Origin of the sequence: Tenacibaculum holothuriorum (genome assembly GCF_002120225.1) — a bacterium.
GTDB lineage: Bacteria > Bacteroidota > Bacteroidia > Flavobacteriales > Flavobacteriaceae > Polaribacter > Polaribacter holothuriorum.
In genome coordinates, this window is record NZ_LAPZ01000005.1 from 18,002 (window position 1) to 44,069 (window position 26,068).

Consider the following 26,068-nt stretch of genomic DNA (forward strand, 5'->3'; position numbering starts at 1 on the left):
TTTATACCTGAATTAATTTTGTTATTGATTTATAAATTTTCTCTCCCACATTATTACCATATAACTCAATACTAAAATCTGCTGAACTGTTCAGGTAATTAAAATAAGCTTGACAAATTTCGTCGGTATTTGAGCCTACAATCGTTGCAAAACCATTTTCTACTAACTCTATCCATTCTGTTTCTTCACGAGCTATAATACAATGTTTTTTATTGAAAAATGCTTCTTTTTGCAATCCACCACTGTCAGTTACAACCATACTACAGTTCTTCAACAACTCTAACATATCGTAATATCCTACTGGATTTATTAAAGTTATATTAGGTTGCATATTATATTGTTCTAATAGTTTTTTTGTTCTTGGATGCAATGGTAAAACTACTTCTTTTTCAGTATGAATTTTCTCTAAAGCTAAAAATACACTTTCTAACTTTTCTTTACTATCAGTATTTTCTTGCCTATGAATAGTCGCTAAAACAAATTCATTTTCTTCTAGTTTTAATTCTTTAATAATTGAAGATTTTTCTTCAGAAAAATGACTATAAAACTCCACAGCATCTTTCATGATATCACCATGTTTTTCTATAACTATAGGTAAATTTTCAAAACCTTCTCTTTGTAAATTATCTACAGCTACTTGAGTAGGACAACTTAATAAATCAGAAATTCTATCGGTTAAAATTCTGTTTACTTCTTCTGGCATTTTCATATTAAAAGAACGTAAACCAGCTTCAATGTGTACTACTTTTATATGCAGTTTTTTTGCTGCTAAAGCTCCAGCAATCGTTGAATTTGTATCACCATAAATTACTACAGCGTTTGGTTTTTCTTCTAATAAAATAGCTTCAATTTTCTCTAACATTTGTCCAGTCATAGCTCCATGACCTAAATTATTAATATCTAAATTATATTTAGGCTTAGGTATTTTCATCTCGTTAAAAAACACCTCGCTCATGTTCTTATCAAAATGTTGACCTGTATGAATAATAACCTCTTCTATTTCATTATGTTCAAGTACAACTCTACTTAAAACTGCTCCTTTTACAAACTGAGGTCTTGCTCCTAATATGGTAACTATTTTTTTCAATCTGCTATATATTTTTTAATACTGTAGATAGTTTTTTTGTCAATTCTTTTCTGTGATATTGTTCAATATTCTTAGAATCTACTTCTAATTTTCCTTCTTTAAAATCAGTATATAATTGAAGTATTACTGATTTTAATTTCTCCTTATTAGAAAAATCAACTATACTTCCTGAGTTTGTTTGTGATAAAATTTCAGCTAAATCTCCATCTTCTGGTCCAATAGCTAAGATAGGTCGTTTTGCTTGTAAATATTCAAAAATCTTACCCGTTATAATTCCTTTTGCACTTGGAACATTATTTACCGACAATAACAAAACTTGAGATTTTCTTTGATATTTTTTCACTTCTGAATGCGGTACATAATCAATAAATGTGACATTATGTAATTGGGCTTTTTTTATTGATTCTAAAGCTTCATCAGCCACTTTCCCTATCAATTTAACTTCTAAATCTTTTTTAAAATTGTCATTTTCATTTGATAATTCAGCCAGTGTTTCCCACAACATTTCAGAATTTCTATCGGCATTCATCATTCCAATATGCGTAATCGAAAATGTTCTATCGAGTTCTTCTTTAATTACTTCTGAATTCGTATCATACCCATTAGTAATTACATGAATATTTTCAGAAAACGATTGGTAATTATCTTTCATTGTTTTCCCAACAACTGTAACTGCATCAGCGATTTTTAATACTGCTTGCTCTAACTTAAAATGCTTTTTCTTTGCTTTTTTAGTTAATGGTAACTGATGGAAATAATCTATATCTATCCAAGGGTCTCTAAAATCTGCCAACCACTTAACTCCCAAATCCTTTTTTAACTGTAATCCAATTAAATGCAAACTATGCGGTGGTCCTGTAGTTATGATTGCATCTATTTGATGAGATGCTACATACGATTTTATTTTTTTTACTGAAGGTTGAATCCAAAACTTACGAGCATCTGGTATAAAATAATTCGCTCTTATATATTGCATTACTTTCCCAATAAAACTTGGATTAGGATTTAAAAAACCTGCACTTGTTTGGGTCTCTTTATTTTTAAAAATTGAAAGTAAATCGTTAGGCTCCCAAATTGGATTTCTAACTACTTCCACTCCATCTGGAACATCATTTTTTAAAGATTCATCGAGTATTGGATAATTAGGATTATCAACTGTAAATATTACAGGTTCTATATCAAAATCTCGTAAATACTTTACAAATTTCAACCAACGTTGTACACCAGAACCTCCTGCAGGAACCCAATAATATGTTATAATTAATACCTTCAAAAATTAACTTTCAATTTCTTGTAAAAGTAATCTTTCTCTTCGAGAAATTGAATACTTGTTTTTTATAATACTTCTCGCTTTTTCTGCTTGCTTTTCTATAACCGATTCATTTGTTTTTATTATTTCAAGAAATCTATTTTTTATATATATATTATTAGACGAAGTCATTACATAACCCGAATCTTCAACAATCTTTGGCATCGCTCCTACATTAGAAACAATAGGTATACAGTTATACAACATAGCTTCACACAAAGCATTAGGAAAACCTTCTGAAATAGATAACTGAATTACATATTGATGTGTTTCTAAATATCTTTTAAAATCGTTTTGCGATAAAAAAGGATATAAATCAATATTATTAGGAACCTTTTCTTCTAATTCTACTTTTGAAACATCAATTCCTATAACTGTAAAATTACATTCTGAAAATTCTTTTGCTAATGCAAAAACTTTATCGATTCCTTTTATTTTAAAACGTTGTGTACTCTCAACTTTGGCTACAACAATAAATGAATCTCTAGTCTTTTCTTTTCCTCCTTTGAATTTGTTTGAATCAAATCCATTTTCTAGAACCTTGTATTGAGTTTTTATTCCTTTAAAAAAACTCAAATACCCTTGATTCTTATAAACGGTATTTTCATCATAAGTATATTTGTAAGACACTAGTGATTCATCTACAGGCAATAATTTATACGCATATTTGTATGATTGTTTTATAAACCAACGCATTAAAGGTTTTCTTAAACTTCCATAATTATAATTAGGAAATGAAACACAATCGGTACCTCCTAAGATTATAAAAGTTTTAACTCTAAAGATTTTCCCTATTAGTATAGGTAAAAAAGACCAATAACCACCAAACATTACAAAAATTGCTTTTGATTTATGTGCATTTTTAAGCAAATAAAAAAATTGACTTATAAAGTTTAAAAGTAATTTCTTTTTATCTGTCCAATTTTGTTTTGGTGCTAATACTTCATATTCTTTTCGAAGTAATTCAATATCTTTTTGAATAAAACTTGCTGAAGATGGATAAAAATATAGGACTTTTCTTTTCAAAAAAACGAACTGTATTTAGTGAACTCCAAAAATACATATTATTAAAGCAAAAAAGGAAGTCAATTGACTTCCTTTTCTAAGTTTTTCACAGCTTTTTCCATAATACCCTTTCTTATCTCTAAGAAATTTAAAAGCTTTTGCTTCTACAAATGTAGTACTTCATTCATCTACATAAAAAAGCTATATTAGCCTTTTTATAAAAAGAATAAAAAATCGAACTATAAACTCTATACTTTTTATAAAAAGTAAAACCTTATATTAAACAAAATCAAGTTAATGCATTCAAGGAAAGTATATTTTTTTGTTTTCAGTTTTTTTGTAATATTTCAAAATTTATTATCTCAAACTAGTTCAATTGAACAAGTTTATGAGCAAAAAGTGTTAACTTTTAGAGACACAAACATTGATAGTTTAACTTTTTATGCAAAAAAATTACAAAACTCTAACGATGTATGCTACCAGTACAAAGGAGTTAGAGCTTTAAATTACATACCATATTCTGAAGAGAATTATCCTTTATCAGAAAAACGCACATTATCGTTAATAAAAAACATTAACAACTCTTTAAAAGAAACTCCAAATAGACAATGCTTATTGTATTTAAAAATCAATTGTTATAATCGACTATTTTGGATTAAAAAAAACCAAGAAAATTATACTGAAGCATATCAATACTTAATTAGTATGAATGAAGTTATTGATAGAATTGATAGTCCTATAAAAAAACACCAATATTCTGTTTCTAACAAACTGAATAAAGCTCAAATAAAGAGGGTTTTAAATATGGATAGAGAAGCCATAAATATTCTTTTAGATGTTGTTTTTAAAGCAAAAAAAGTTAATGACACCGCTTTTATAAGTGAAAACTTAAAATTAATAAATTCACATTTATACAACTCTCTTGGTAAGTCTTATTTAATATTAGCTAGCAAGACAGATAATACTCAATTACTAGATTCTGCTAATATTTATTTTGACAAATCGTATGAAGTAACAAAAACTTTTAACCCAATACACAAGAGCTCAAAACTATTTTATTATTACCGAAAAACAGAAGTTTTAATTGCTCAAAAAAAGTTTAAAGAGGCTATTAAATTAATCAATGAGTACAAGAATATAAATAACGGATTAAACTATAAGCATAGAGAATTTTTTCAAAAAGCAATTTGTTTTCATAACTTAAACAAAGCCGATTCTGCCATTTATCACGCTAATAAATTATTAAATGACAAAAAAGATAAATGTAGCCGAAGTAATCTTATAACTTTATATGACATATTATCTAAACAATATCTTAATTTAAACAAACAAGATAGTGCATATAAATACTCAAGTAAAACTTTAGAAGAGTTTCAAATTGCAAGAAATAACAAAGAAGAAACATATCAATTATTATATAAAAACGATTTAAAAAATGCGCAAGAGTTAAACAACTCTCTTATTGAAAAAAGCAAAAAAGAAAATAGCTCTTACATGTTGTTTATTGCTATTCCTGCAATAAGTATAATTGCTATTATTGCTTTTTTTTATAGAAAAGAGAAGAAAAGAAATAAAAAACTTTATAAAAAAATTATCACAGTTACTGAAGAACCGGAAACTACTAAAAAAGAATATAATATAGACGAAAAACTTGAAAAAGAAATCCTCAATAAACTCTATAAAATCAAAGAAAATCACGAGTATTTACAGCCTGATTTTTCAATAAATAAAATTGCTAATGAATTAAATACCAATTCAACCTACATTTCTTTTGTGTTTAATAGTAAAAAAGAAGAAAGTTTTAAGCAATATTATACAAAACTTAAAATTGAATATATAATTGATAAGTTAAAAACTGATAAAACTTACAGAATGTATTCAATACAAACGTTGGCAGAAGAAGTTGGTTACAGCAACGCATCAGCATTTTCAAGAGCTTTTAAAAAACATACAGGTGTAACGCCATCTATCTTTTTAAAAACTCTTGATGATTAAAATTTTATTTTAAGCTGTTTTTCGTTTTTGAAAGAAATACCACCAACCTACTGGAATTAATAAAATTAACAAATAAGCTAATAATGAAATTAGTTTGCCGTTTTTAATTACAGTTGGTTCAAATTTAAATTCTATAGAATGTTTTCCTACAGGAATTTCCATTCCTCGTAACACATAATCAACTTGATAATGTGGAACTAATTTCCCATCTATATAAGCATTCCACCCATCTTTGTAGAAAATCTCAGAGAAGACAGCGAAACCATCTTTAGCAGAGTTACTTTCATACTTTAAATCAGTTAAACTATACTTTGTTAATTTAATTGTAGCTAAAGAATCAACCTCAAAATTAGTTTTTGAAATCGGGGTTCTAACCACAGCCATTTGCTTTGTATTAATACTATCTAGTGCTTTAATTTCTTTATTGGCAGAGTTTACCACATCAATTTTACCAACAAACCAAGCATTTCCATTGGCAGCAGCATTTAACTCAACTTTATCAGCTCCTGCTATAAAATACTTTACATTTAACATGTTTAGTATTTCTAAATTGTTCTTTGCTATCTGATAATCAAATAACTCTTGATAGCGTCCCATTTTAGCTGCATGATATCCTCCAATCGACTTATGGAAATAAGAGGTTCTTCCATCCATCATCGGATTTTTAGTAATATCAATAACTCTGTAATGTGATTTATCTTTTAAAATTTCTTTATCCGCTTGTGTTAACGTAAAAGGTTTTTGAACTCTTCTTTTCGATGTAAAATCTTCCTTATTAACATATTTAATATCTACAGAAACTAAATCAAACAATATTAATAGAGACAATGCAACAATTACTGGTATTTGTTGAATTTTCTTCTTCAAGAAAAACCACAACAATCCACCTGAAAGAAGAATTAAAATTAACGAACGAATACTATCGCTAAACAGCATTGATTTTCTATCAGAAATTATAGCATCAATTAATTCTGGCAATTGTTGGTATTGTCCATCTCTTATTCCTTCAAAAGCAAATAATGATGTACCAAAAAGTGTAAAAAACAAGGTTATTCCACCAGCTGTATATATTGCTTTCTTCAACGCATCTTCTTTCATTTTTCTGTCAATTTTAGACGAAAAAAAGTTTTTTAAAGCTAAAACTCCTAATAGCGGAACACACAATTCTGCTATTACTTGTATAGAAGAAACTGCTCTAAACTTGTTGTATAACGGAACATAATCGATAAAGAAGTTTGTTAATCCTGAAAAATTCTTCCCCCAACTCATTACAATTGAGAAAATAACCGATGCTACTAACCAATATTTCAATCTTCCTTCTACTAAGAATATTCCTAAAAAGAATAAGAAGAAAACGATAGCTCCTATATAAGCTGGTGCTTCAACAATTGGCTGAGCTCCCCAATAGGTTAACGCTTGTTCAGAATATTCTTTTGCGGTAGCAGGTCCTGCTTTAGGCTCTAAAGTTTGGTAAAAATTGGAGTCTTCTCCTAACTTCTCAACAGTTCCTCCTCCCATAAAACGAGGAATCATTAAGTTGAAAGTTTCCCAAATTCCGTAGCTATATTCGGTGATATAATCTTTATCTAATCCAGTAGATTTAGGCTTAGGCGTTCCTTCTGGGCTTATCGTTAATTCTGAAGTTCCTCGTGTACTAAAATTAGCATATTCTTTCATTGCCATTAAACGAGGAGCATTGGTAGCAACTCCTAAAATCACAGCAACTAATAAAACAGTAACTTGTTTAGCAAAAGTTGGTAATTCTTTCTTTTTAAAAGCATTTATGAATTCAACTATTCCAAATATCAACAGAGAAAACCCTAAATAATACGTCATTTGTGGGTGGTTTGTGTACACCTCTAAAGCCATTGCCAAGGAGGTGATTACAAAACCTAATAAATATCTTTTCTGAAAAACATATACAAAACCAGCAACCACTAATGGCATATACGCTATTGCGTGGGCTTTTGCATTATGTCCCGCTCCAAAAATTATAATAAGATAGGTAGAAAAACCAAAGGATAAACTTCCTAATATAGCTAGTTTCCAATCTACTTTTAAAGCCGTTAAAAGAATAAAAAATCCTAAAAAATATAAAAACAGATAATCCGCTGGTCTTGGTAAAAAACGTAATGTATTATCAATAACACTAATAAAGTCGTTAGGATAATACGCACTTACCTGATACGCTGGCATACCACTAAAAGCATTACCTAACCAATAAGGTTCTTCTCCTTTTTTTACTCTATAATCAACTATTTCTTTAGACATCCCCATAAACTGGGTAATATCACTTTGTTTAATTTGTTTTCCGCTTAAAACGGGATTAAAATACACCAACGAGGCAATTATAAAAACAACAATTGCTCCTATATATGGTAATAACTTTTTAAAATTCATATTAGTCAATTTCTTCAAAATCTACATACTCTCCAACAGAATTATTGCTTTGTTTTGAGTTTTGTGGTTTACTATCAATCACTGTATCTCCTTCTTTTACATTAGGATCACGCTGATTAGAATATCCTTGCTGTTGCGCTGCTTTTTCTTGCATTTTATCAACTGCCTTTTTCAATATAAAAGGAGCAAATAATCTCATTAAAAAACGAGCTATATAGTATATTAAAACAATTATTAATAAAGTCTTTATCATATTTATAGGTCCTGCTTCGTGAATTATCATCAACTTAATTTCATCAATTTATGCTCTAACACTTGTTGTTAAAACAACTTTGTTTTACAGATATTAGTATCTATTACTATAATATCTGTTACACGTTTTCAAAAAAATTAATCAAAAATAACAATTTGAAGTAAAAGCTAGCGTTAAGACTTTACAAAACTTAACATATAGCTAAATTCGTTTTTTTGCTGTATGTTTGCGTAACCTCTTAATTTATAATTTATAACATGAATAAAAAATTGTTTCTGTTACTACTGTTGTTATTTCCTTTTGTAATTAACGCACAGTATACCAGTGTTATAAATTCAAACAGACCTGGTTTTTCAGAAAGTCCGTATAGCGTTGGTACTGGAGTTTATCAGTTTGAAAGTAGTTTGTTTTTTCGAAAAGCAGAAGCTACACCAACCTTTAGTAATCCACAAGCGTTAGGTTTAAACTTATTATTTCGTACAAGTTTTTTATTCGATAAATTAGAATTAAACTTAAACACTACGCTCTCAAACGACAAAATAGCATTTAAAAATATTTTTACATCTACACATACCGAAACCGGTTTAAGCCAATTTACCTTAGGAGCAAAATATTTAGTATATACACCAACTTATGCTGATAAAAAGAAAGAAATTAGAAGCTGGAAAGCTCGTCATTCTTTTGATTGGAAGCGTTGGATTCCTCACGTAGGTGTTTATGCAGGTTTAAACTTCGGAAGTTTTTTAACGAATTACCATGAAAGAGGTGGAATTTCACCAAAAATTGGAGTTTTATTACAAAATGAGTTTTCTGATCAGTTAAGAATGATCACAAACTTTTACTACGACTATATTGGTACAGATTATTCTCAGTTTTCATATATAGTTACAGGAACATATAATTTTAATGATTATTGGTCGGGTTTTGCAGAAATTCAAACTCAATTCGAAAAATATGAAAACAAGACTAATATTGGTGGAGGTTTAGCATACTTATACAATGAAAATCTACAGTTTAATGGAACTCTAAGAGGAATGTTCGAAAGAGATAATGCTGGTGTTTATATTGGCGTTGGTGTATCGTACAGGTTAGACAGACATATTGATGAGTTTTCTGAAATAGATGAATTCGGAAATAAAATTGAAGAACAAGAAAATCCGTCTTACAAAGAAAATAAAGGTTTCTTTGGTCGCTTATTTAGTAAAATAGGAAGTGTTTTTAAGAAGAAAGACAAAAAAGTAGAGTTAGATATTTCTCCTGAAGAAAAGAAAAAAGCAGAAAATACTGAAGATACTAAACCAAAAAGGGTTCGTCAAAAATCTATTTTAGACGTTATTACCAAAGAAGACGCTAAACTGAAGAAAAAAACAGCTAAAGCTAAAGAAAAAGCCGAAAAGAAGGCGAAGAAAAAAGCTGAGAAAGAGCAGCGAAAATTAGAAAAGGATAAAGAAAAAGAAGCTCGTAAAAAAGAGAAAGAAAAAAGAAAGCTCGAAAAAGAAATTGAGCAAATGGAATACGAGTTAAAAAAAGAAGAAGAAAAAGAACGAAAAGAAAAAGAAAAAAAGGCTAAGGAAAAGAAGAAAAAAGAAGATCAAAAATAATCTTATAAATAGTACATTTGTTACATGATTGTAATAAAAGAAATAACTTCAAAAAAGGAAATGAAACAGTTTGTTAAATTTCCTTTTTCTCTTTATAAAAATAATAAATATTGGGTTCCTCCAATTATTAAAGACGAGCTTGCTACGTTCGACAAAACTCAAAACCCAGTATTTAAACAAGCAGATGCAACTTTTTTACTTGCCTACAAGAACAATAAAATTGTAGGTCGATTAATTGCTATAATTAATCGATATGAAGTTGAGCTACAAAATATAAAAAAAATGCGTTTTGGTTGGTTTGATGTTATTGATGATATTGAAGTTTCTAAAGCTTTATTAAATCGAGTAAAAGAAATCGGAGTTCAAAATAACTTAAAATACATCGAAGGACCAATTGGCTTTAACAACCTCGATAAAACAGGTGTTCTTACAGATGGTTTCGACCACATAGGCACCATGATTACTTGGTACAATCATCCGTATTATAAAGAGCATTTAGAACAATTAGGATTTATAAAAGAAAAAGAATACTTAGAACATAAGTTTAAATACGATCATCAGAGTTTTTCTAGATACAAAAGGTTTAGTGCCTTGATTAAAGAAAAATATCAGTTAACTTCTATGAACTTTACCTCATCGAAACAAATTATGCCATATGTAGATGAGATGTTTGAATTATTCAGCAAAACCTATTCAAAACTTTCTACTTATGTTCCAATTTCTGATGAGCAAATAGAATATTTTAAAAACAAATACATTAGTTTTATAAACCCTGAGTACATTAAGTTTATAAAAGATAAAGATGATAAACTTATTGCTTTTGCTATTGTGATGCCTTCTTTTTCTGAAGCACTACAAAAAGCAAATGGTAAGTTATTTCCTTTCGGAATTTTTCATCTACTGAAAGCAAGGAAAAGCTCAAAAAATGTTACTTTCTATCTAATTGGTGTTGAGCCAGAATATCAAAACAAAGGGGTTACTGCTATTATTTTTGATGAATTTATGCAAGTGTTTCAACAAAAAGGAATAGAATACTGTATAAGAACTCCTGAATTAGAAGAGAATGAAGCTATTCAGAAAATCTGGAAAGTTTTCAATCCGATAGTACATAAAAGAAGAAGAACCTATAGATTAGACTTATAATGCAGCTTTTTTTCAATCAACATATTACAACAGAAACCTCTCAAATACAGTTTAGCAAAGAAGAAAGTAGACATATTGTTCGTGTTTTAAGAAAAAAAGAAGGAGATATTCTTTATATAACAAACGGAGAAGGTTTCTTATTTACTTCTGAAATAATTATTGCAAGTGACAAAAAATGTATTGCTAAAGTTGTTACGATTGAAGAAAAACCTAATCATAGAAACTACTATTTACACATTGTAATTGCGCCTACTAAGAATAATGATAGATTAGAATGGTTTCTTGAAAAAGCAACCGAAATTGGTATTGATGAAATCACTCCTATTATTTGTAAAAACTCTGAAAGAAAAGTTGTAAAGACTGAACGATTATCAAAAATTATTCAATCTGCTATGAAACAATCTTTACAATTTACCTTACCAAAATTAAACGAACCTATTAAATTTTCTGATTTTATAAAAAAAGAAGATAACAGCAGCTTGTTTATTGCTCATTGCGAAGATTCAGAAAAAATAACACTTAAAAATAGTGCTTCAAAAAACACAAACTATACAATTTTAATTGGTCCTGAAGGTGATTTTTCTTCAACCGAAATAGAACAAGCCTTAACCAAAGGCTATCAACCAATTAGTCTTGGAAATACACGTCTAAGAACTGAAACTGCTGGTTTGGTCGCTGTACAAAATATTGCTTTTATAAACGAATAAACCTTTTTTTCTTTATATTTAGCTGTTAAAAGCTATAAAATTGAGTACTCCTGAAGTTTTTAATTTATTTTTAATTGTAAGCGCATTACATGGTTTTGCATTTTCTTTAATCCTTTTTTATTCAAAAAACGGAAAAGAAAAAAGTATGCTTTATCTAAATTTATTCATTCTTTCTATCTCCTTAAACAACTTACAATCTTGGGCATTAGAAAACAATTTATTTCAGCATAAATTTCTTTTAGATTACATACAAATACCTTGGCACTTATTATTAATGCCTTTTTGTTATACTTTCTTAATTCATTATTTAAATATTGAAAAAAAGTCTGTTAATCTTCTTAAAATTTTCATTCCTGTTTTTATTTTAATGGTGTTAGCTCAAATCTCTTTTGTGCTATATACCAAAGGAAGTTTAAGTCACGAAGATCATGACTATTTATATGAAAAATACACTTCTTTTGAAGAAATTGTAAGCTTCTTATCATCTATAGGTACTTTCTTTTATTCGTACTATATATTAATTTATAAGAAAGAAAAGTTATTTTCAAAAATCACTAGCTACGATAACTTAAAATGGATTTACACCTTTTTTAAGCTTTCCTTACTCGGCTACGTCTTATGGGTAACTGCATTAATTGTTAAGATAAACTTGAATTTTACTGGTTTTTTATTTTCATATTACCCACTAAGAATTTATACTACTGTTTTAATTTACTGGTTAGGCTACCAAGGTTTAAGGCAGTTAAGAATTTTAAAAGAAAGAAAAAAAATACGAGAAAGTTTACTAGTTCACAACTTTCAAACAATTACTGCTGACTTTAAAGATAACGAGAGCACTTCCATTAACGGAATAGATAAAGAAAAGCACAGAGAACAATTTAAAGAAATTGACTCGTTTATTAGAGACAATAAAATGTATTTAAAAAATAAATACACACTTCAAAATTTAGCTGAAGACACTAAACTTAGTACAAGTACACTTTCATTAATAATTAATAATGTTGCTGATAAATCTTTTGTAGATTATTTAAATGAAATGAGAGTTGAACAGGCTAAAAAACTTCTTTTAGACCCAGATTATATCGATTATACAATTACTTCTATTGGATTAGAATCTGGTTTTAACTCAAAGTCTACATTTTACACTGTTTTTAAAAAACATGCAGGATTAACACCAGTAAGTTTTAAATCTTCTTCTAATCATTTTTAACATTTTTTGTACTAAAAATTAGTCCGAAATCATCCAACTTGGATGATTCCGAACTTCAAATATCTATACTCTTTGTACATTTGATATGGAAATTGTTATAGAACAGAAAATTTTGAAGGGGTTTTTCTATTCTCTAAATTTCTAAAATCTACTGAGAGCTTATTCTCACTAGGAAAAGAAAAGGATTTTGACTAAAAACACTGCTAACTATAGCAGTGTTTTTTGCTCTACTAAAATTCAATTAAACTAGGACAAAAACTTACTTTTATACACTCTTTTTATAAAAAGTCAGTTCGAAAATACCGTATCTGGATAATTCCGAACTCTACTAAAAAACTTCTGAATTATATTTGATACGTAAATATTACAAATATTGTTTACTTGGGGGAGAACAATAGTATTTTGAGTGATATTTAAAATTTAAGGGGAAAGAAAACACCAATTAATTAATTGGTGTTTTTTGTTGCACTTTTATTATATTGCTTTATTATTCTTAGATATAATGAAGAACACTTTACTATTTTTTTTTGCTCTTTTATCCTTATCTATATCTTCTCAAGAAATAGCTATTTTAAAATACAAGGGTAGTGGTGATTGGTACGCAAACCCAACTGCATTACCAAACCTCATTAAGTTCACTAACCAATATTGTAAAACTAGTATCTCAAAAAACATAGCTACTGTTTCTTCTGAAGACGAACAAATCTTCAACTACCCTATTCTCTTTATGACAGGACATGGAAATGTTTTTTTTAGTGATGATGATGCTACAAACTTAAAAAGCTACTTAATCTCTGGAGGATTTTTACATATCTCTGATAATTATGGCTTAGATAAATATATAAGAAGAGAGTTACAAAAAGTTTTTCCTAAAGCTCAATTTCAAGAGATTCCTTTTAATCATCCAATATATCATCAAACATTTTCTTTTTCAAAAGGAGTTCCTAAAATTCATGAGCATGATAAAAAACAACCTCAAGGCTTAGGAATTTTTCATGAGGGAAGATTAGTTATCTTTTATGATTACGAAAGTGATTTAAGTGATGGATGGGAAGATTATGCTGTACACAAAAACCCAAAAGAAATTAGAGAAAAGGCTTTAAAAATGGGCGCAAATATTATAGAATATGCTTTTAAAAACTAACCCAACTCAAATAGATGATATTCAAATAAACTTTGATACTGAAGCCCTATGGATGCTAAACATAGCCTTAGCAATTATTATGTTTGGAGTAGCTTTAGACATAAAAATTGATGATTTTAAACGTTTAGCAAAAAATCCGAAGATTTTATTAGTCGGTATTTTTTCACAATTTTTACTACTTCCATTAATAACTTTTTTGGCAATATTAATTATAAAGCCATACCCAAGTTTTGCGCTAGGAATGATGTTGGTAGCCGCATGCCCTGGAGGAAATGTCTCTAATTTTTTCAGTAAAATGGCAAAAGCAAATGCTGCTTTGTCAGTTAGTTTAACAGCTTTTGCTACTTTAATATGCTTAATAATGACCCCATTAAATCTACAATTATGGGGTAGTTTATATCCACCTACAAATGCTATTTTAAAAACAGTAGCATTAAATCCGTACGAGTTATTTAAGTTAGTTTTATTAATTCTTGGAATACCTTTGGTTTTAGGCATGCTAGTGAATCATTATCATGAAGAAATGGCTTTAAAAATAAATAAAGTATTAAGACCTTTTTCAATAACGGTATTCACGGTACTTATTGTTATTGCTCTATATGATAATTCTGAAATTTTCAAAAAGCACATACACTTAGTACTTTTCTTGGTTATTTTTCATAATATTTTAGCTTATTTTATTGGATATTTTACCGCCAAAGCCTTTAAACTTGATAAAAAGGATGTAAAAACAATAACTATTGAAACTGGTATTCAGAATAGTGGATTAGGATTATTATTAGTTTTTGGCTTTTTTAATGGCTTAGGAGGAATGGCATTACTAACAGCTTTTTGGGGCGTTTGGGATTTATTTTCTGGTATGGCACTAGCAACAATTTGGGGTAGAAACAAAAAATAATGCAAACACTATTATACTATTTTTTCAAAGTCTATGTAAGTACAGGTCTTTTCTTTTACAACAAAAGAATAAAAGTAGTTGGTGCTAATAATGTACCAAAAAAAGGAGCTGTTTTATTTTTAGCAAATCATCCAAACGGATTAATAGACCCACTTCTTATTGCCACAAATACAAAAAGAAAAACTCACTTTTTAGTTAGAGCAGCAGTATTTAACAATAAAATTGTGGCTTCCTTTTTTAATCAATTAGGTATGATGCCTATTTATCGAATTAGAGATGGTGTAAAACAACTTTCTAAAAACGAAGCTATTTTTAATAAGTGTTTTAAAATATTAAATCAACAAAAAAGTCTCTTAATTTTTCCTGAAGGAAGTCATTTAAAGAAACGAACTATCCGCCCCCTTAGTAAAGGTTTTACGCGAATTGTATTTGGTGCTCTTGAAAAACATCCTGATTTAAAAATTCAATTAGTCCCTGTGGGAATAACATATCAGAATTCATCTAAATACCCTGGAAAAGTTGCTATTTATTATGGAAATCCGATTCTAGCTAATGATTTTTACAACAAAGAAAATTTAAATGAATCTGTAAAAAACATTAAAGATTCGGTCTCTAAACAACTTCAAGAGTTAAGTGTTCATATTCCAAACGATGAAAACTATGACGAAATAGAAAACACTTTAAACAAATTAAATACAGATTATACTGAAGTAACAAAAGTTAATCATTCTATTCTTAAGAACGATTTTAAAGCAAATACATCTAAACCTAAAAATTTTGCTTCAGTACTAAAAATAGCTCTTTTAATCAATAGTATTATTCCATATAGCTTATGGAAACTATTTTCTAAAAAAGTCTCTGAAATTGAGTTTATAGATACTTTTAGATTTGGAGTTTGTAGTGTTTTATTCCCTCTTTTTTATTTTCTACAAGGGTATATAATTTCAATAATAACAAATACCTCAACCGGAATTATTTACACAGCCACATCTTTCTTATTAGCTTTAGTTTACAGTAAAACCATTACTACTCTCCCTGAATAGCATTTTGAATATCTTCTTGAATCTTAGTTCGCATATTACTTCTTACCAAGCCTCTATTTCTCATTGTTGGGTATACTCTGTTCGATAAAAACACATATACAATTCCACTATCTGGATCTGCCCAAGTATAGGTTCCTGTAAATCCGCTATGACCAAAACTTTTATCAGACACACATCCGCAAGTTGGTTTTTCTTTCGGATTAATCTGAGGTTTATCAAACCCTAAACCTCTTCTAATTCTTTTATCAGCATAATAACGTTTGTTAAACTTATCGATTGTTTCTGGTTCGTAATATTGAGTTCCACCATAATAGCCTCGTTGCAAAAACATTTGCATAATCTTAGCAACATCGTTTGAATTACCAAATAATCCTGCATGACCTCCAACTCCACCTTGCATCGCAGCTCCCATATCGTGCACATAACCATGTAATAATTGATTACGATAATATGCATCTCTCTCACTTGGTACAATAGCATTTTTGGCAAATTTTTGAAGAGGTAAATACGATGTTCTATTAGCTCCTAAAGGTTTATATAAAAACTCATCAGCAAGTTTATTTAATGGAGTTTTATATTTGCTTTCTAAAATTTCTTTAAAAATATAATACCCTAAATCGCTATACTTATAACCAATTCTTTCTCTTTGATCTGCTTCTTTAATATATTTTGAAATTGAATCTTTATAACTCTTATTTAAATATAAATTTTTAGCTACCCTAATTCTATATTTTTTACTCCATCTTTTTCTATAAAACTCTGGTAAATTCTTTTTTGTAATACTATCTTGAGTTGCAACGTAAAACGGAATCCAAGACTTTAATCTTGCTGTGTGAGACAATAACTCTTTTAACAATAATGTATCTTTATTAGTGTCTTTATATGAAGTTAAGACATCTCCTAAACTAGAATAAATACTTAGTTTTTTATCTTCATCTGCCTTCATTATCATGGGTAAAGAAGATAAGATTTTTGTTAAAGAAGCTAAATCATATACATCGTTACTTTTTACTTTTCTATTTTTTAAATGCGTGTGATATCCAAAATTCTTTTTATATACTACTACCCCATTTCTGGCAACTAAAACCTGACCTCCTGGTGCCATTCTTTTTCTTAAAATCGTATCAATTCTTTTATCAATATTCTTTAATTTTTCTGAAGACATGCCTACTTCTTCAGGAATTGAATACTGTAATCTCTTTAAGTTTTTGGTTGAAATTCCTTCGCCTACTTTAAAATCTTCTTTGATAGAAACTGGTAATTTTCCTTTTACATCAAAAGCTCCAAAAATAGCTTGAGCTGACAATTCCTGCGCTAGTTTACTATTTTGATACGAAACGACAATTCCATCAATATTTGTAAACGATTTTACTTGTAATAAACTATACGGGCTTGCTAAAACATTTAAAATTACTTTATGGTTTCTAGCAATTTCTTGCAACCATACTAACTCAGAATTCTTAAACTTATAACTTTTCCAAGGATGTTTATTAGATTTATGAAAACCAATAATTATTAAATCGTATTTTTTTAGTTTCCTAAGCAAAACATCAAGCTTTTTAGAAGACACAACATCTACCTGAGTGTAATTATTTAACATATTTACAAAAGACTTACTAGAAGCATCTCCTAATTTTACATATGCTATTTTCTTATTAACCAAATTCTCGATTGGTAAAACACTATCTCTATCTTTAATAATTGTAATTGATTCTTTTACTAATTTTCTATGTAGTAATTCATCTTGAATAGTATTTAAATCATTTCGTAAATTTCCCTCAATTATCGGTTGATAGTTATTCAATCCAGCCCAATATTTAGCTTTTAATATTTTTCTTACAGAATGGTTAAGTCTTTCTTCTGTTAACATCCCATTTTCATAAGCTTCTTTAAAAGCTTTTATTGTACTAGGCACATCTTGTGGAATTAACAGCATATCATTTCCCGCTAAAATTGCGGCTAAATTAATTTCAGCAGAAGTAGCATAATTTGCTGCTCCTTTCATGTTTAATCCATCAGTAATAACCAAGCCTTCAAAGCCTAATTCTTCTTGTAACAAACCAGTTACAACATTTTTTGACAAAGATGTTGGTAATGTATTGTTACTTTCTAATGAAGGAATACTTAAATGCGCTGTCATAACACTTGCTACACCCGCTTCAAACATTCTTTTATATGGATATAACTCAATAGAATCTAATCGTGATTTTTCAAAATTAAGAACAGGTAATGTGTGATGAGAATCGGTAGCTGTATCTCCATGACCAGGAAAGTGTTTTGCGTTTGCTAACACCTTTTCACTTTGCATTCCTTGGGTTAAAGCAATAGCTTTTTGGGTAACATTTTCTTTACTCTCACCAAAAGAACGATTTCCTATAATCGGATTATCGGGATTTGTATTAATATCTACTACTGGAGCAAAGTTTATATGGATTCCTAAACGCTTACAATGTTTCCCTAAATGCTTTCCAAATTCTTTAATTTGATTATTATCTTGGACAGCACCCAATGCCATATTCCATGGGAATTTATACGTATTTTTCAAACGCATATCTAAACCCCATTCTCCATCAAAACCAATGAGTAATGGAATTTTGGAGATTGATTGATAATAATTATTTAAAGTAGCTTGTTTTTCAGGAGTTCCTTGCATAAAAATTAAATTACCTACATGATATTTTTCAATCATTTCAGTAATAAACTTCTTATGTTTTTCATCTTTATTAGAATATGCTTGTACCATAAATAACTGTCCTATTTTTTCATCGACAGTCATTGAATTCATAATACTATCTACCCATACTTTTTGTCCTTCAACGTTTTTTACCAACAAAGGATCTAGCTGTTGTGAGTTAATTATTACTGAATAAATAAGTGCTATAAATACGATAATCTTTTTCTGCATCTCCTAAAATCTTTTCCTCTTTAAATTACAATTCTTATACCAAAAAACGTTTATGCCAACTTTTACTTGCTGGAACTTCCCAAATAGTTTCAAAATCGGCTTTTGTAGCTACCATGTTATTAAACACAATGGTTTCTGAAGTTATTTTTTTGTCTTTAGCAAACTTTTGAAAATCTGTCAACTTTACGATGTTTATATTTTCACCGTCTTTAAAAGACACATTCATTTTATCCATTAAATCTACTTGAAGTTCTTTTTCAAGTTCTTGAACAAAACGCACAGAAGCATCTATAGAACATCCTGAAACATTATTAAACCCTTCATCTACAGCCAGCACTAAAAACTGATTGTACTTAATTGTAAACGATCCTTTTAAATCATCCCCATGACGTGTCCAATTCTCTATAAACAACAATGCTTTGGCTGAAACATGCTCTATTTCTTCTTGGGTAAACTCTCTATCTGCCTGATAAACCCAAACTCTAGATTCGTTTGGTAATTCTTTATATTGTGTAAACATTACAGTAATTCTTTAGTTACTCAAAGTTAATGAAATTGCTGGTTGTATGGAATTTCCTTTATAAAATTCTTTCGGATAAAAATACTTCCTCCATTTTCCTTTAGAAAAAATTCTTATAGTATCTTTTGTATATGCAGCCCCAAAGGTTGGTGATACAGCTTTAGCTACATATTTCTTTCTCCCTTTCCCTTCCATTGTATAAGAATACTCATAAAAATTAAATGGTATATGCAACCTTTCAAGCCCTACAAAAAAACCTTCTTCTGGAAACTCAATATTGTATTTAGAAACATCTATTTCTACTTTACCATCTCTCACTCTAGAATGAGCAATAATATTTTCTTTAATTATATCGTCAGAAGGATTACCTGTAATCGAATCTATTTTAAATAATCTTATCCTAAATTTAGATTTTCTTCTACCTGTTATCGAAGTAAAATAAACTATTACATTTTTTACATAAGGAGTATTTTCATGCTTTTTGTTTGGCTTAAAATATTTAGTAACTATCCATGGATTTCTTTGTCTAGCCCCAAAACCACTTTTTATATCCTTTCTACGATATTTATCAACTACAAACTCTCTTTCTACTTTCTTAGTTAAAACTACTTCTTCTAATTCAATATTCTTAGGTTTAAGTTTTAGTATTTTGTTTTGTAAATCAGATGCTAAAACTATAGTATCATTATAATTTAAACATGAAATATGAACTCTTTCTTGAAGTAATTCCTTATCAATCTCTAACGAAAAGCTTCCTTCTTCATCAGATGAAATACCTTTATTTTTTTCTAAAAAACTAATATTAGCATACACTACAGGTTCTTTTGAAACTTCACCTATTAATTTCCCCTTTAATAAAATTGTTTGCGATTGAATTGAAAACGATATCAATAAAAATAAAAAAACTCTCATAACCTAATTTTTAACGAATGTAAAAATTACTGATTATAAGAGTTCTTAAGCTGTTGTTAATTTTTAAGCTATCTTAAATTGAATTTTTGTTGTAATGCTTTTAACTTTTCTTCATCACTCATATTAGAAGTTTTAGCTTTTGACATTCGTTCTTTAATTAAACGAAGTACTTTTTTTGTATATAACGGAAAATCGGCATTTTGCATCCAAGAGTTATACCCAGGATTTTCTTTTAAAACCTCCTCTACTGTTCTTCCTTTGTACTTACCGAACGAGAAAATTTCTTGCCCATCTTCATTAAACAAAATAAAACCAGCAAAATCTGCTCTTTTCGTATGAGACGAAAATTCACTTAAAGCATCCACCGAATTTTCAATATCATCGTACTTATCTAACTGAGCTTTTAATATCTCATAAGTCGCTAAAGTATCAGCTTCTGCAGAATGCGCATCTTCAAGAGTTTTTCCGCAGTAAAATTGATACCCAGCACTTAATGTTCTTTGTTCTTTTTTATGAAAAATTACTTGAACATCAATCGCTTTTCGGTTATCCATATCAAAATCGATACCTACACGTAATAATTCTTCAGCTAATAAAGGAATATCAAACCTGTTAGAATTAAACCCTGCTAAATCGGCATTTGCAATCATTTCATTTATCTGTGGTGCCAATTCTTTAAAAGTAGGTTCTGTCACTACTTTTTCGTTTGTAATACCGTGAACTGCTGTAGCTTCTGCTGGAATTTCAATTTCTGGGTTTACCAACCATGTTTTACTTTCTTTATTTCCGTTTGGAAATACTTTTAAAATTGAAATTTCAACAATTCTGTCTGTTGCTATACTAATTCCTGTAGTTTCTAAATCGAAAAATACAATTGGCTTTGTTAAATTTAATTCCATTATGTTTTTATGAAGGTTACAACCTTTTATTCGTTATTTAATTCGTTTTTAAACTCGTTTAATTTTTCTAAATCTTTTTCTGCTAATGTAGGCTCTTTAAAACCGTATTTTTTCAATTCTTCAAAAATTGTTTTTGCCACAATATACCTAGCTGTAGGTTTATCATCGGCAGGCACAACATACCAAGGCGCATAGTAAGTAGAGGTTCTATTTAGTAAATCTTCATAACATGTTTGATACTTATCCCACAACTTACGTTCTTTTAAATCTCCTGAAGAAAATTTCCAGTTTTTCTCTGGAATATTCAAACGTCTTAACAATCTATTTTTTTGCTCTTCTTTCGATAGGTTTAAGAAAAACTTCAACACAATTGTTCCGTTATCTGAAATATGCTTTTCAAACTGATTAATCCTATCCATTCTTCCATGATAAAATTCATCATTTAAATCATCTAAACTTTTTACTGTTGGTATATTTTCTCCAAAAACATATTCTGGATGTACTCTCGTTACCAATACATTTTCGTAGTGCGTTCTATTAAAAACTCCTACTTTACCTTTAGCTGGTAAAGCAATATAATGGCGCCATAAAAAATCATGTTTTAATTCCAACTCAGTAGGCACTTTAAAACTATGTACTTCTACTCCTCTAACATTACATTGTTTAAAAACTTCTCGCACCAAACTATCTTTTCCTGAAGTATCCATTCCTTGCAAACAAATAAGTACACTATATTTTCCTTCAGCGTACATTGTATCTTGCAAATCGGCAATTTTCTTACGGATTTTCTTTAGCTTCTTTTCAGCATCTTCGATGAACTCGTGAGTATCAACTTCTTTTAAACGAATACCCTCCGAAACTTTATATTTTCTTAATTCCATATTCTTTATAAAAAGTTAAAGATAGAAAAAATAGCATAGTTTTTTTCTTTTAGCCTATCAATTTTTACAATCGCTTTTTCAAAATATCCTGACAAATAATTTCGAATTTTAACATTAAAAACAATACGATGAACAAAACAATTATATTACAAGGAAGCTCTAAAAGTTATGGAAATACTCAAAAAATAATTTCTGAGTTAAATAAAAACAGTGATTTTGATGTTATTGATTTAAAAACAAAAAACATCGGTCATTTTGAATATGATTTTTCTAATGCTGAAGACGATTTTATTTCTCTTGCTGAAGATATTATAAACAATTACGACACTATTGTTTTTGCCACTCCTGTTTATTGGTATTCTATGAGCGGAATTATGAAAGTTTTTTTCGATAGACTTTCTGATTTATTACACTACAAAAAAGAATTAGGAAGAAAACTAAGAGGAAAAAATATGGCTATGATTAGTAATTCTGGAGAAAATGATTTACGTAATGGTTTTAATATGCCATTTATAGAAAGCGCCAATTATTTAGGCATGAATTATCTTGGAGATATTCATACTTGGCTTGATAAAAATGGCACAGATATTGCCCCTGAAGCCAAAGAAAAAATTGATACCTTTAAATCAGTTTTATTAAACAATTAAAACTCATTAATCATGAAAAATTTAGACTGGGCAAAAACCTCACTACTTGCAATGGCTTTAGTGTTTGCAGGATACTTCATTGGAAACTCACATTGGAAAGCTTTAAAAAACAACAGAAAAGTTACTGTAAAAGGTTTAGCTGAAAAAGAAGTAAAAGCAGATTTAGCTGTTTGGCCAATGGAAATTACGTTTACTAACAATAGTTTAAGTGATTTAAAAACCGATATCGATTCTCAAAAAAAGACTGTAAAAAACTTTTTCTTATCTAAAGGTTTTTCTGAAAACGAAATAACTCTTGGAAACACCAATATTACAGATGCCCAAGCGAACTTATATGGAAACAACAGACAAAACTTCCGTTATTTAGCAAAAACTGAAGTTACTCTAAGAACTACCGATTTAAAGAAAATTAAAGCAGCCCAAAAAGAATCTATCAATTTAGCTTCTCAAGGAGTTTTAATCAATTCAAAAAACACATGGAGACCTATTGAATTTATTTTTACTGATTTGAATTCAATCAAACCACAAATGATTGAAGAAGCTACCAAGAAAGCTAAAGAAGTTGCTGAGAAGTTTGCTAAAGACAGTAACTCATCAGTAGGAAAAATTAAAACAGCTCAACAAGGCTTATTTACGATTAATGATAGAGACGTAAATACACCAGATATTAAAATAGTAAGAGTTGTAACCACTGTTACTTATTTCTTAAAAAATTAAATAAAAAAGAGCTGTTAAAAAACAGCTCTTTTTTATTCTACTGGAATACATAAATCTACAATACATTTTCCTTCTGGATGTTCATTTGGATTGTTATAATAAATACCAAACGGATCTTTATCTGCTCTTTTGAAACCATGTTCACTCATCCACACAAAATTACTTTCCCATGCTTGCTGAAAATCTTTAGGATGAATTTCTAAACGAGCTACAACACATTTTGTTTCTAATTGAGTTTTTACACCAACTTCACCATCTGCTTTTACATCAGTACTTAAAGTCATACAAGCACTCATTCTTATTTTATCAGGATCGGTAATTTTAGGGCTATCATGATAAATAGTTACCATTCTCAAATCTTCTTGCTGCATTAATCCTTTTGGATAAGCCCATTGCATTAATCTGTTATAAACTCCTCCGATTGCATCCATTTTTCCTTGGTGGGCGATATAAGCTAATTTTAATTCTGGTATATTTTTAACCTCTGTTTTCGCATTCATTTGCATCCATTTTAAATTGTTATTTACGTTACAAATGTATTGCTCGAACTGAGTCTTTATTTCTCCATTCTTGCTTTCTGTTTTACAAATCTTGCTATACTTTGCAGGACTTTCTTTTCTAAATTCAGCAGGAGACAATCCGTAAAATTTTTTAAATGCTCTTGAAAAAGAAGACAAACTACTAAAACCTGTTTTCTCAGAAATATCGGTAATATTCAAATCTTTCTTGTGTAATAAAAAGGAAGCTGCTTTCTCAACTCTTTTTCTAACAATAAAATCGTTTACTGTTTCTTTAGTTACAATTTTAAAAAGTCTGTGAAAATGATATGGTGAAAAATGTGCTTTGCTAGCAACCTCATCTAAAGACAATTTTTCATTCAAATTATCTTGAATAAAATAAATTGCTTTTGAGATTCTATTTACTATTTGACTTGATATTCCCACTCCTTTCTCCATTATTCATCCGAAGCAAAGGAAAACTTATTTTTCTTTTTATATGGACGAATAATTAAGCGGGTTTCTCTATCGAAACGGATATAATTATACACCCAATTCATAAAAACAATTACTTTATTTCTAAAACCAATTAGTGAAAATAAATGCACAAACATCCATACAAACCAAGCAAACACTCCTTGAAATTTCCATTTTGGTAAATCTACCACAGCTTTATTTCTTCCAATAGTAGCCATAGAGCCTTTATCGTTATATTCAAACGATTTTTGCTTTTTCCCTGTATATTTTGCTACCAAATTTTTTCCCATCAACCTTCCTTGTTGAATTGCTGGTTGTGCCATCATTGGATGCCCGTACTCATACTTTTCTGTTTTCATACAAGCTACATCACCAACTGCATAGATATTTTCATATCCCTCAACTTTACTAAATCTATCTACCTTAAATCGGTTTGCTCTTTCTACAGTACATTCAGTGGTTAAACCATCAATTGTATCTCCTTTTACTCCTGCTGCCCAAATTACAGTAGCTGTTTTAAAGTGATCTTCTCCATTGGTAGTTACTGTTTCTCCGTCATAGTTTAATACGCGAAGGTTTTTCCATACATCTACTCCTAATTTTATTAAGAAATCCTCTGCTTTTTGAGAAGCGCCATTACTCATTCCTTTTAGTAATTCTCCAGAACTTTGAATCAAATTAATTTTCATCTGACGAATATCTAAATCTGGATAATCTTTTGGTAAAATTCCTTTTTTCATTTCTGCCAAAGCACCTGCTAATTCTACTCCCGTTGGACCACCTCCAACAATCACGAAATTCATTAAAGCTAATCGCTTTTCTAAATTGGTTTCCAAGAGTGCTTCTTCAAAATTTTCTAATACTAAACTTCGAATATTTAATGCTTGTGGAACCGACTTCATCTCCATAGCATACTTCTCTATACTTTTGTTTCCGAAGAAATTAGTAGTAGATCCTGTTGCTATAATCAGTTCATCATATTCTAAACTTCCAATAGTAGTTTCTAACAGGTTTTCTTCTGAATTAACTTTTGTAACTTCTGCTAAACGGAAGTAAAAATTTTCTACATCGTTAAATCGTTTACGTAACGGAAACGCGATACTATCGGGTTCTAACCCCCCTGTTGCCACTTGATATAATAAAGGTTGAAATGTGTGATAATTATGTTTATCGATTAAAACAACTTGCAATTCTTGATTTTCTAACGCTCTTGCTGCTGCTAATCCTGCAAAGCCTCCACCCACGATTACAATTCGAGGAAAACTGGTTTGAGGTATATTCATTTACCGAAAATTTAGGAAAGACAAATTTACGAAAGTGTACTGTTTCTACGAAGTTCTAACTTAATCTTTTGTAAAGTTTTATGAGTTGAAATCAACTCTGCGATAACCTTTTTTTGAATTATGCTAACATCCTCATTCATATAAGTCATCCATTTAGCATCTTTAAAAACTTCTCGTATATTTTTTAATTTTTGATGAGCTATTTCTGAAGTCATTAAAAATAAATCCTCTGTGTTTTCATCTTGAACTCTGCAAATCTTAGCTTGTTCATTCTGATAATCAACTGCTATATAAAATACTTTATCAAAAGAATTTAGTGGATAAAAATCATTCCAATTTGCAAAACCAACATAGTAATTTTGATTTTTATATTCTTCTATTCCTTTAATCTTCCAACGACAGTTAGCAACTCTTCCCCAGTGATTAGAATATCGAAAAACACCCTCATTTGTATAATAATAGTAGCTTCCTGACTTACTTTGAAAATGCGCTTTCATATCTTTAAAGAAATCTATCTTCTGCATTTCAAACTCAC

23 protein-coding genes are annotated in these 26,068 nt (G+C 29.2%); 10 read left to right on the forward strand and 13 right to left on the reverse strand.

Annotated features, from left to right (window positions below; translation table 11 throughout):
- Position 1: 1 nt before the first annotated feature.
- From wecB to WH52_RS07585, 3 genes are read right to left on the reverse strand one after another with little or no spacing between them, the layout of a single operon-like run.
- Positions 2–1,087: a non-hydrolyzing UDP-N-acetylglucosamine 2-epimerase gene (gene wecB, locus WH52_RS07575; RefSeq protein ID WP_086030350.1), complete on the reverse strand. Its 1,086-nt coding sequence runs from the start codon at positions 1,085–1,087 to the stop codon at positions 2–4.
- A gap of 4 nt (positions 1,088–1,091) precedes the next feature.
- Positions 1,092–2,360 (reverse strand): glycosyltransferase family 4 protein, encoded by a 1,269-nt coding sequence (locus tag WH52_RS07580; RefSeq protein ID WP_086030351.1) that lies wholly within the window; start codon positions 2,358–2,360, stop codon positions 1,092–1,094.
- Between the two features lie 3 nt (positions 2,361–2,363).
- The gene (locus tag WH52_RS07585; protein ID WP_086030352.1) at positions 2,364–3,422 is read right to left on the reverse strand and encodes a glycosyltransferase; all 1,059 of its coding nucleotides are present in this window, start codon (positions 3,420–3,422) and stop codon (positions 2,364–2,366) included.
- Positions 3,423–3,800: 378 nt separating this feature from the next.
- On the opposite strand from WH52_RS07585, the gene WH52_RS07590 reads away from it, so the two are divergent.
- Entirely contained in the window at positions 3,801–5,396 is a 1,596-nt protein-coding gene (locus WH52_RS07590; protein WP_158091362.1) for a helix-turn-helix domain-containing protein, read from the forward strand.
- Between the two features lie 9 nt (positions 5,397–5,405).
- Here the strand turns inward: WH52_RS07590 and WH52_RS07595 are convergent, their stop codons facing one another.
- A complete protein-coding gene (locus WH52_RS07595; RefSeq protein ID WP_086030354.1) occupies positions 5,406–7,796 on the reverse strand; it encodes a YfhO family protein in 2,391 nt (796 codons plus the stop codon).
- Position 7,797: 1 nt separating this feature from the next.
- Positions 7,798–8,079, reverse strand: a complete 282-nt coding sequence (locus WH52_RS07600; protein ID WP_086030355.1) for a DUF4834 family protein — start codon at positions 8,077–8,079, stop codon at positions 7,798–7,800.
- A 227-nt stretch (positions 8,080–8,306) separates the two neighbouring features.
- Between WH52_RS07600 and WH52_RS07605 the strand changes: the two genes are divergently transcribed.
- From WH52_RS07605 to WH52_RS07635, 7 genes are all read left to right on the forward strand, one after another.
- A complete protein-coding gene (locus tag WH52_RS07605; RefSeq protein WP_198938410.1) occupies positions 8,307–9,650 on the forward strand; it encodes a transporter in 1,344 nt (447 codons plus the stop codon).
- A 24-nt stretch (positions 9,651–9,674) separates the two neighbouring features.
- Entirely contained in the window at positions 9,675–10,793 is a 1,119-nt protein-coding gene (locus WH52_RS07610) for a GTP cyclohydrolase (RefSeq protein WP_086030356.1), read from the forward strand.
- Positions 10,793–11,500 (forward strand): 16S rRNA (uracil(1498)-N(3))-methyltransferase, encoded by a 708-nt coding sequence (locus WH52_RS07615; RefSeq protein ID WP_086030357.1) that lies wholly within the window; start codon positions 10,793–10,795, stop codon positions 11,498–11,500. The genes WH52_RS07610 and WH52_RS07615 overlap by 1 nt, the downstream gene beginning before the upstream one ends.
- Before the next feature lie 40 nt (positions 11,501–11,540).
- A complete protein-coding gene (locus WH52_RS07620) occupies positions 11,541–12,710 on the forward strand; it encodes a helix-turn-helix domain-containing protein (RefSeq protein WP_086030358.1) in 1,170 nt (389 codons plus the stop codon).
- Between the two features lie 502 nt (positions 12,711–13,212).
- Positions 13,213–13,854, forward strand: a complete 642-nt coding sequence (locus tag WH52_RS07625) for a DUF4159 domain-containing protein (RefSeq protein WP_086030359.1) — start codon at positions 13,213–13,215, stop codon at positions 13,852–13,854.
- Positions 13,838–14,752: a bile acid:sodium symporter family protein gene (locus WH52_RS07630; protein WP_086030360.1), complete on the forward strand. Its 915-nt coding sequence runs from the start codon at positions 13,838–13,840 to the stop codon at positions 14,750–14,752. Before WH52_RS07625 ends, WH52_RS07630 begins: the two co-directional genes overlap by 17 nt.
- Positions 14,752–15,795 carry a lysophospholipid acyltransferase family protein gene (locus WH52_RS07635; RefSeq protein ID WP_086030361.1) on the forward strand — a complete coding sequence of 348 codons (1,044 nt, stop codon included), beginning with the start codon at positions 14,752–14,754 and terminating at the stop codon, positions 15,793–15,795. The genes WH52_RS07630 and WH52_RS07635 overlap by 1 nt, the downstream gene beginning before the upstream one ends.
- Here WH52_RS07635 and WH52_RS07640 read toward each other — a convergent pair.
- From WH52_RS07640 to WH52_RS07660, 5 genes are all read right to left on the reverse strand, one after another.
- Positions 15,779–18,700 (reverse strand): glycoside hydrolase family 3 N-terminal domain-containing protein, encoded by a 2,922-nt coding sequence (locus WH52_RS07640; RefSeq protein WP_086030362.1) that lies wholly within the window; start codon positions 18,698–18,700, stop codon positions 15,779–15,781. The two genes, WH52_RS07635 and WH52_RS07640, sit on opposite strands and share 17 nt — an antisense overlap.
- 34 nt (positions 18,701–18,734) lie before the next feature.
- Positions 18,735–19,220, reverse strand: a complete 486-nt coding sequence (locus tag WH52_RS07645; protein WP_086030363.1) for an ABC transporter ATPase — start codon at positions 19,218–19,220, stop codon at positions 18,735–18,737.
- A gap of 12 nt (positions 19,221–19,232) precedes the next feature.
- The gene (locus WH52_RS07650; RefSeq protein WP_086030364.1) at positions 19,233–20,132 is read right to left on the reverse strand and encodes a carboxypeptidase-like regulatory domain-containing protein; all 900 of its coding nucleotides are present in this window, start codon (positions 20,130–20,132) and stop codon (positions 19,233–19,235) included.
- Between the two features lie 68 nt (positions 20,133–20,200).
- Positions 20,201–21,031: a 3'-5' exonuclease gene (locus tag WH52_RS07655; protein ID WP_086030365.1), complete on the reverse strand. Its 831-nt coding sequence runs from the start codon at positions 21,029–21,031 to the stop codon at positions 20,201–20,203.
- Positions 21,032–21,057: 26 nt separating this feature from the next.
- Positions 21,058–21,912 (reverse strand): PPK2 family polyphosphate kinase, encoded by an 855-nt coding sequence (locus WH52_RS07660; protein ID WP_086030366.1) that lies wholly within the window; start codon positions 21,910–21,912, stop codon positions 21,058–21,060.
- A 128-nt stretch (positions 21,913–22,040) separates the two neighbouring features.
- Between WH52_RS07660 and WH52_RS07665 the strand changes: the two genes are divergently transcribed.
- Together WH52_RS07665 and WH52_RS07670 are read left to right on the forward strand one after the other, a co-directional pair.
- On the forward strand, positions 22,041–22,559 hold the full coding sequence (locus WH52_RS07665) for a flavodoxin family protein (RefSeq protein WP_086030367.1): 519 nt from the start codon (positions 22,041–22,043) through the stop codon (positions 22,557–22,559).
- Positions 22,560–22,571: 12 nt separating this feature from the next.
- A complete protein-coding gene (locus WH52_RS07670; RefSeq protein WP_086030368.1) occupies positions 22,572–23,276 on the forward strand; it encodes an SIMPL domain-containing protein in 705 nt (234 codons plus the stop codon).
- A gap of 32 nt (positions 23,277–23,308) precedes the next feature.
- On the opposite strand, the gene WH52_RS07675 is transcribed toward WH52_RS07670, so the two are convergent.
- Genes WH52_RS07675 through WH52_RS07685 form a run of 3 tightly spaced genes read right to left on the reverse strand, consistent with a single transcriptional unit; the run spans position 23,309 to position 26,057 of the window.
- Positions 23,309–24,232, reverse strand: a complete 924-nt coding sequence (locus WH52_RS07675) for an AraC family transcriptional regulator (protein WP_086030369.1) — start codon at positions 24,230–24,232, stop codon at positions 23,309–23,311.
- Positions 24,232–25,533, reverse strand: coding sequence for an NAD(P)/FAD-dependent oxidoreductase (locus tag WH52_RS07680; RefSeq protein ID WP_086030370.1), 1,302 nt, complete (start codon positions 25,531–25,533; stop codon positions 24,232–24,234). Before WH52_RS07680 ends, WH52_RS07675 begins: the two co-directional genes overlap by 1 nt.
- Positions 25,534–25,559: 26 nt before the next feature.
- The gene (locus WH52_RS07685) at positions 25,560–26,057 is read right to left on the reverse strand and encodes a hypothetical protein (protein WP_158091363.1); all 498 of its coding nucleotides are present in this window, start codon (positions 26,055–26,057) and stop codon (positions 25,560–25,562) included.
- Positions 26,058–26,068: the final 11 nt, after the last annotated feature.

Coding starts and splice junctions, on each gene's coding strand:
- WH52_RS07595 (WP_086030354.1), bottom strand. CDS start 7,796: ATGAATTTTAAAAAGTTATTACCATATATAGGAGCAATTGTTGTTTTT.
- WH52_RS07600 (WP_086030355.1), bottom strand. CDS start 8,079: ATGATAATTCACGAAGCAGGACCTATAAATATGATAAAGACTTTATTA.
- WH52_RS07605 (WP_198938410.1), top strand. CDS start 8,307: ATGAATAAAAAATTGTTTCTGTTACTACTGTTGTTATTTCCTTTTGTA.
- WH52_RS07610 (WP_086030356.1), top strand. CDS start 9,675: ATGATTGTAATAAAAGAAATAACTTCAAAAAAGGAAATGAAACAGTTT.
- WH52_RS07615 (WP_086030357.1), top strand. CDS start 10,793: ATGCAGCTTTTTTTCAATCAACATATTACAACAGAAACCTCTCAAATA.
- WH52_RS07625 (WP_086030359.1), top strand. CDS start 13,213: ATGAAGAACACTTTACTATTTTTTTTTGCTCTTTTATCCTTATCTATA.
- WH52_RS07630 (WP_086030360.1), top strand. CDS start 13,838: ATGCTTTTAAAAACTAACCCAACTCAAATAGATGATATTCAAATAAAC.
- WH52_RS07635 (WP_086030361.1), top strand. CDS start 14,752: ATGCAAACACTATTATACTATTTTTTCAAAGTCTATGTAAGTACAGGT.
- WH52_RS07640 (WP_086030362.1), bottom strand. CDS start 18,700: ATGCAGAAAAAGATTATCGTATTTATAGCACTTATTTATTCAGTAATA.
- WH52_RS07645 (WP_086030363.1), bottom strand. CDS start 19,220: ATGTTTACACAATATAAAGAATTACCAAACGAATCTAGAGTTTGGGTT.
- WH52_RS07650 (WP_086030364.1), bottom strand. CDS start 20,132: ATGAGAGTTTTTTTATTTTTATTGATATCGTTTTCAATTCAATCGCAA.
- WH52_RS07655 (WP_086030365.1), bottom strand. CDS start 21,031: ATGGAATTAAATTTAACAAAGCCAATTGTATTTTTCGATTTAGAAACT.
- WH52_RS07660 (WP_086030366.1), bottom strand. CDS start 21,912: ATGGAATTAAGAAAATATAAAGTTTCGGAGGGTATTCGTTTAAAAGAA.
- WH52_RS07665 (WP_086030367.1), top strand. CDS start 22,041: ATGAACAAAACAATTATATTACAAGGAAGCTCTAAAAGTTATGGAAAT.
- WH52_RS07670 (WP_086030368.1), top strand. CDS start 22,572: ATGAAAAATTTAGACTGGGCAAAAACCTCACTACTTGCAATGGCTTTA.
- WH52_RS07675 (WP_086030369.1), bottom strand. CDS start 24,232: ATGGAGAAAGGAGTGGGAATATCAAGTCAAATAGTAAATAGAATCTCA.
- WH52_RS07680 (WP_086030370.1), bottom strand. CDS start 25,533: ATGAATATACCTCAAACCAGTTTTCCTCGAATTGTAATCGTGGGTGGA.
- WH52_RS07685 (WP_158091363.1), bottom strand. CDS start 26,057: ATGCAGAAGATAGATTTCTTTAAAGATATGAAAGCGCATTTTCAAAGT.